Below are 308 nucleotides of genomic sequence, written 5' to 3' on the forward strand. Positions count from 1 at the left end.
CTAAAACATAGGCCTTTGCAAAATTTACGGCATCAACCGCTAATAATTCATCATCTTTGAAATACCATGCTGAAAAACTATTTTCAGCTTCTTCATCTCTAACAACTATGTTATTATAGCCAATTGACAGCCCTACCATTTGAAGTTTTACATCAAACTGGTCTGACCAAAACCAAGGAATAGCATCATAAATAACCGCTTCTCCACAAATGGCTTTAGCAGCGGTTTTTCCTTGATCTACAGCATTTTGAACGGATTCTAATCGAAGACAACAATTATAATGTGGGTTATAATGATAGGTACAATCG

At 35.7% G+C, this 308-nt stretch carries 1 protein-coding gene; it reads right to left on the reverse strand.

All coding sequences use genetic code 11. The annotated features are described in order from the left end of the window. On the reverse strand, positions 1-308 hold a 308-nt coding region (locus KI686_RS16250; RefSeq protein ID WP_306665762.1), incomplete at both ends, for an oxidoreductase C-terminal domain-containing protein.

The organism is Polaribacter sargassicola (assembly GCF_021991835.1).
Lineage (GTDB): Bacteria > Bacteroidota > Bacteroidia > Flavobacteriales > Flavobacteriaceae > Polaribacter > Polaribacter sargassicola.